This window comes from uncultured Subdoligranulum sp., assembly GCF_937890665.1.
In genome coordinates this window covers 1-4,883 of record NZ_CALADU010000307.1, presented here as the reverse complement: position 1 = coordinate 4,883, position 4,883 = coordinate 1, and the positions used below count along the sequence as shown (strand labels likewise).

Annotated in this window: 3 protein-coding genes and 1 pseudogene; 3 read left to right on the top strand and 1 reads right to left on the bottom strand. The window is 57.6% G+C overall.

Translation table 11 applies throughout. The annotated features are described in order from the left end of the window. On the bottom strand, window positions 1-1,210 hold a 1,210-nt coding region (gene uxaC, locus Q0526_RS17725; RefSeq protein WP_298736605.1), incomplete at its 3' end, for a glucuronate isomerase. A gap of 377 nt (window positions 1,211-1,587) precedes the next feature. Here uxaC and Q0526_RS17720 point away from each other — a divergent pair. The 3 genes and pseudogenes from Q0526_RS17720 to Q0526_RS17710 all read left to right on the top strand — a co-directional run. Continuing rightward, window positions 1,588-3,087 (top strand): tagaturonate reductase, encoded by a 1,500-nt coding sequence (locus Q0526_RS17720; RefSeq protein ID WP_298736601.1) that lies wholly within the window; start codon window positions 1,588-1,590, stop codon window positions 3,085-3,087. A 76-nt stretch (window positions 3,088-3,163) separates the two neighbouring features. Beyond that, window positions 3,164-4,648 (top strand): altronate dehydratase family protein, encoded by a 1,485-nt coding sequence (locus Q0526_RS17715; protein WP_298736599.1) that lies wholly within the window; start codon window positions 3,164-3,166, stop codon window positions 4,646-4,648. A 36-nt stretch (window positions 4,649-4,684) separates the two neighbouring features. After that, a pseudogene (locus tag Q0526_RS17710) lies at window positions 4,685-4,883 on the top strand (aldose epimerase); the annotation flags it as partial.

Sequence of the window (4,883 nt, the reverse complement as noted above, 5' to 3'; positions counted from 1 at the left end):
ACATGCCGTCGTCGGTGTCGCAGAACCACCAAGCGGAACCCAACTGGATCTTGCCGGGGATCTCGTCATCCTGGAACGCGCCCATCAGGGTGCCCAGCATGTCGAAATCGGCGGGGTTCAGGCTGTACAGAATGACCTTCGGGCATTCGCCAGTGGTGGTCAGGTTGCTCAGCAGGCTGCTGATGGTGGCGCTGCAGTCGGTAACGGCGATCATATCATAGCCGGTGTCGGGACCCAGCTTCTTGTACATCTTGTCGTTGACGTTGCGCAGGCAGCTATAATGCAGCTGCATAACCACATTGTATTTCTTGTACAGGCGGCCCAGAGCCAGCAGCACGTAGGTGGTGTAGGCGTCGCCTTCCTCCTGCGTCAGGGGCTCACCGGCCATGGCCTTCTTGAAGGCGGCGGTAGCCTTGTCGGCGTCGGTCTCCACATAGGGGATGTAATCCAGACCGTGGTCGGAGGCACGGCAGCCCATGGCAACAAAGAACTGCAGCCGCTCATCCAAGGCGTTTACCACGCAGTCGGCGCAGGCAAACTTGCGGCCAACGACCTCTTCCAGTTTGTGGATGTAGTCGGCGAAGCCGGGCTTGCGGATGTTCAAGGCCTTGTCGGGGCGGTAGGAAGGTGCCACCACGATCTTGATGGAGGGGTCTTCCTTGATCTTCTTGTGCCATTCCAGCGAGTCGACGGGGTCATCGGTGGTGCCCACCATGGCCACGTTGCTCTGCTCAATCAGGCCGCGGACCGTCAGCTTGGGGTCGTTCTGCAGCTTCTCATTGCAGAGGTTCCAGACTTCCTCGGCGGTCTCGCCGTTGAGAACGCCCTCGTAGCCGAAATATTTCTTCAGCTCCAGATGGCACCAGGTGTACATCGGGTTGCCGATGGCCATTTCCAGTGCCTCGGCAAATTTCTGGAAGCGCTCGCGGTCGGGCTTGTCGCCGGTGATGTACTCCTCGGGCACGCCGTTGGAACGCATCACACGCCACTTATAATGGTCGCCGAAGTAGTAGTCGGAACCATCGGCCAGCACATGATGGCCGCCCAGCCAGACCTGCGCGATGTTCTCGAACCGGCGGTTCTCGTAGATCTCCTGCGGGGGAATGTGGCAGTGATAGTCCACGATGGGCAGGTTAGCCGAATAGTCGTGGTAGAGGTGCTGGGCGGTAGGCGTTTCCAGCAAAAAGTCCTTGTCCATAAATGCTTTCATATACAGACGCTCCTTACATTAATAATAGAATAAGACCGTAAAAACGGGCTGCGCTTCTGCGTGCAGACAGTGCAAACTTTGCGGTGCCTACACGTATAAAAAGCGCATACTCTGCTACTATTATACATAATTCCGCAAGGGGCAACAAGTTGTAAAAGTTGCGCGATAAACGAAAAAATTACCAAAAAAACAGCCCTTTTCTTGTACAAGATGTGGAAAGCAAAATTTTGCAGACAATGTGCGCAAAATATGTTTCTTCGGAATGGAAACTGCCTTGACGGAAAACGCGAAAAAAACTACAATATCAGTAATAGGGCGCGCTGTGCACAACCGTGCGCACACCGTAACAGTAACGTAAAAATAAGGAGAAGACGCTTATGGAAACTCTGAATTATGAAGTGCTGAAAAAGTCCGGCTACGACGGCTACATCCTCAAAGATGCCCCCGAGAAGGTCCTCCAGTTTGGTGAGGGCAACTTCCTGCGTGCCTTTGTGGATTACTGGTTTGATCTGGCCAACGAGAAGGCGGACTGGAACGGCAAATGCGTTCTGGTACAGCCCATCGCGCCGGGTCTTGCCAAGATGATCAATGAACAGGAAGGCCTGTATACCCTCTATCTGCGCGGCAGCGAGAACGGCCAGAAGGTAGATGAAAAGCGGGTGATTTCCAGCGTGTCCCGCTGCCTGAACCCGTACGAAAAAGAGGACTATGAGCAGATGATGGCCGTGGCCGCCAGCGATGATCTGGAGATCATCGTTTCCAACACCACCGAGGCCGGCATCGTCTACGACCCCGCCTGCCAGCAGAGCGACTGCCCGCCTGCCAGCTTCCCCGCCAAGCTGACGCAGGTGCTGTATCATCGTTACAAGGCCGGCAAGAAGGGCATCCTGATGCTGGCTTGCGAGCTGATCGATAACAACGGCAAGGAACTGCTCAAGTGTGTCAACCAGTACATCGACCAGTGGGGCATGGAAGACGGCTTCAAGAAGTACGTCAATGAAGAGTGCACTTTCTGCGGCTCTCTGGTAGACCGTATCGTTCCGGGCCGTATCCGCGATCCCAAGGAAGTGGCTGCGCTGGAAGAGAAGCACGGCTATGCCGACCCGCTGCTGGATGTGGGCGAAGTCTTCGGCGTCTGGGTCATCGAGGGTGATCCCAAGCTCAACGACGTGCTGCCCTTCCGCAAGGCCGGTCTGGAGTCCCATGTCTTTGTGACCCCCGATATGAGCCCGTACAAGAAGCGCAAGGTCCGTATCCTGAACGGCGCGCACACCGGCTTCGTGCTGGGTGCCTATCTGGCCGGCTTTGACATCGTGCGGGACTGCATGCACGATGACACCATCCTGAAGTTCATGAACAAGATGCTGCTGGAGGAAGTTGTGCCCATCCTGCCGCTGGATCAGGAAGACTGCAAGAAGTTCGCCGCTGCGGTGGAAGACCGCTTCAACAACCCCTTCGTCAACCATGAGCTGATGAGCATCTCCCTGAACTCCACCGCCAAGTGGCGTGCCCGCAACATGCCTTCCTTGCTGGAGTATGTGGAGAAGAACGGCAAACTTCCCACCTGCTTGGCCATGGGTCTGGCTGCCTACATTGCTTTCTACAGCAACGACGTGCAGGAATTGACCGATGCCGGTCTGGTCTGCAAGCGCGCCAAGGGCAACACCTACACAGTCAGCGATGATCGCTGGGTGCTGGAGTTCTACAATGCCCACAAGGATGACGATATCCCCACGCTGGTCCATGCTGTCATGACCAACGAGCAGATGTGGGGTCAGGACCTGACCAAGGTGCCCGGCTTCGAGGAAGTCACCGTCAAGAACCTGACGATGATCCGCGAACAGGGTGCGCTGGCTGCCTACGCTTCCTGCCTGTAAACTGAAAACCCCATCCCGGGGCCGGAGGTTGCCCTCCGGCCCCGCTTTTCTTTCATCAATAAAAGGAGAAACATTCATGCCGCTTGCTATCAAAATCAATCCCAACGATAACGTGGTCGTTGCTCTGCACCCCATCGCCAAAGGCACCGCTGTTCCGGTGGACAACACCACGGTGACCGCGGTGGAGGACATCCCGCAGGGCCATAAGATGGCCATTGCCAACATCCTGAAAGGGGAGAACGTCATCAAGTACGGTTTCCCCATTGGTCATGCCACCGAGGATGCCGCCCCCGGCACTTGGATGCACACCCACAACGTGCACACCAATCTGTCCGGCGAGATCGAGTACTGCTACCATCCCAAGGTGGAGCCGCTGACCCCGGTGGAACCCGAAACATTTATGGGCTATCGCCGCAAGGACGGCCGGGCGGCCATCCGCAACGAGATCTGGATCGTTCCCACGGTGGGCTGCGTCAATGACTGTGCCAAAGCGCTGGTGCGGGACAATCAGGATCTGGTGACCGGTTCCATTGACGGTTTGTACACCTTCACCCATCCCTTCGGCTGCTCTCAGACCGGTCATGACCATGCCCAGACCCGCAAGCTGCTGGCTTCGCTGGTCCGCCATCCCAATGCAGGCGCCGTGCTGGTGCTCTCCTTGGGCTGTGAGAACCTGACCCATGACCAGTTCGTGGCCGAGCTGGGCGAATACGACCCCGACCGGGTCAAGTTCCTGACCTGTCAGGATGTGGAAGACGAGCTGGCCGCCGGCCGGGAGATCCTCAAGGAACTGGCTGCCTACGCCAGTCAGTTCCAGCGGGAACCCATCCCCGCCAGCGAGCTGGTCGTCGGCATGAAGTGCGGCGGTTCGGACGGTCTGTCCGGCATTACCGCCAACCCCACCATCGGCCGGTTCAGCGATATGCTCTGCGCCCGGGGCGGTTCCACCGTCCTCACCGAGGTGCCCGAGATGTTCGGCGCCGAGGGCTTCCTGATGGATCGCTGCCAGAACGAGGAAGTGTTCGAGAAGGCTGTTAAGATGATCAACGGCTTTAAGGAATACTTCATCAGCCACAACGAGGTGGTCTACGACAACCCCAGCCCGGGCAACAAGCAGGGCGGCATCACCACGCTGGAAGACAAGTCCTGCGGCTGCGTCCAGAAGGGCGGCAGCGCCCCCATTATGGATGTCATCGGCTACGGCGACCCCGTGGTGACCAAGGGCTTGAATATGCTCTACGGCCCCGGCAACGATCTGGTTTCGGCTACCGCCCTGACGGCAGCCGGTGCTCATATGATCCTCTTCTCCACCGGCCGCGGCACGCCTTTCGGCGCCCCTGCGCCCACGCTGAAGATCGCCACCAACAGCCAGTTGGCGGATAAGAAAAAGAACTGGATCGACTTCAATGCCGGTGTGGTGGCCGATGGCGCGCGCACTCTGGACGAGGCCGGCGCCGACCTGTACCATCTGGTGCTGGAAGTGGCCAGCGGCAAAAAGACCTGCGCCGAAGAAAAAGGCTTCCGGGAAATCTCTATCTTTAAGGACGGCGTGGTGCTGTAAGCGTACCCCACCGGCAGAAAAAACGAGGTGTTTTGTATGTCTACCATCCAAACCGGCACCTATGAGAAGTACGGTGCCCGCTATGCTACCCTGACTTTGACCGACGGTGACTATGCCTTGACCGTCACACCGGAAAAAGGCGGTATGGCTACCTCTTTCACCAAAGCGGGGGAGGAGTATCTCTGGCTGCGGGACAAGAACTTTGAATCCACCGACCGTCCCCGCTGCGGCATTC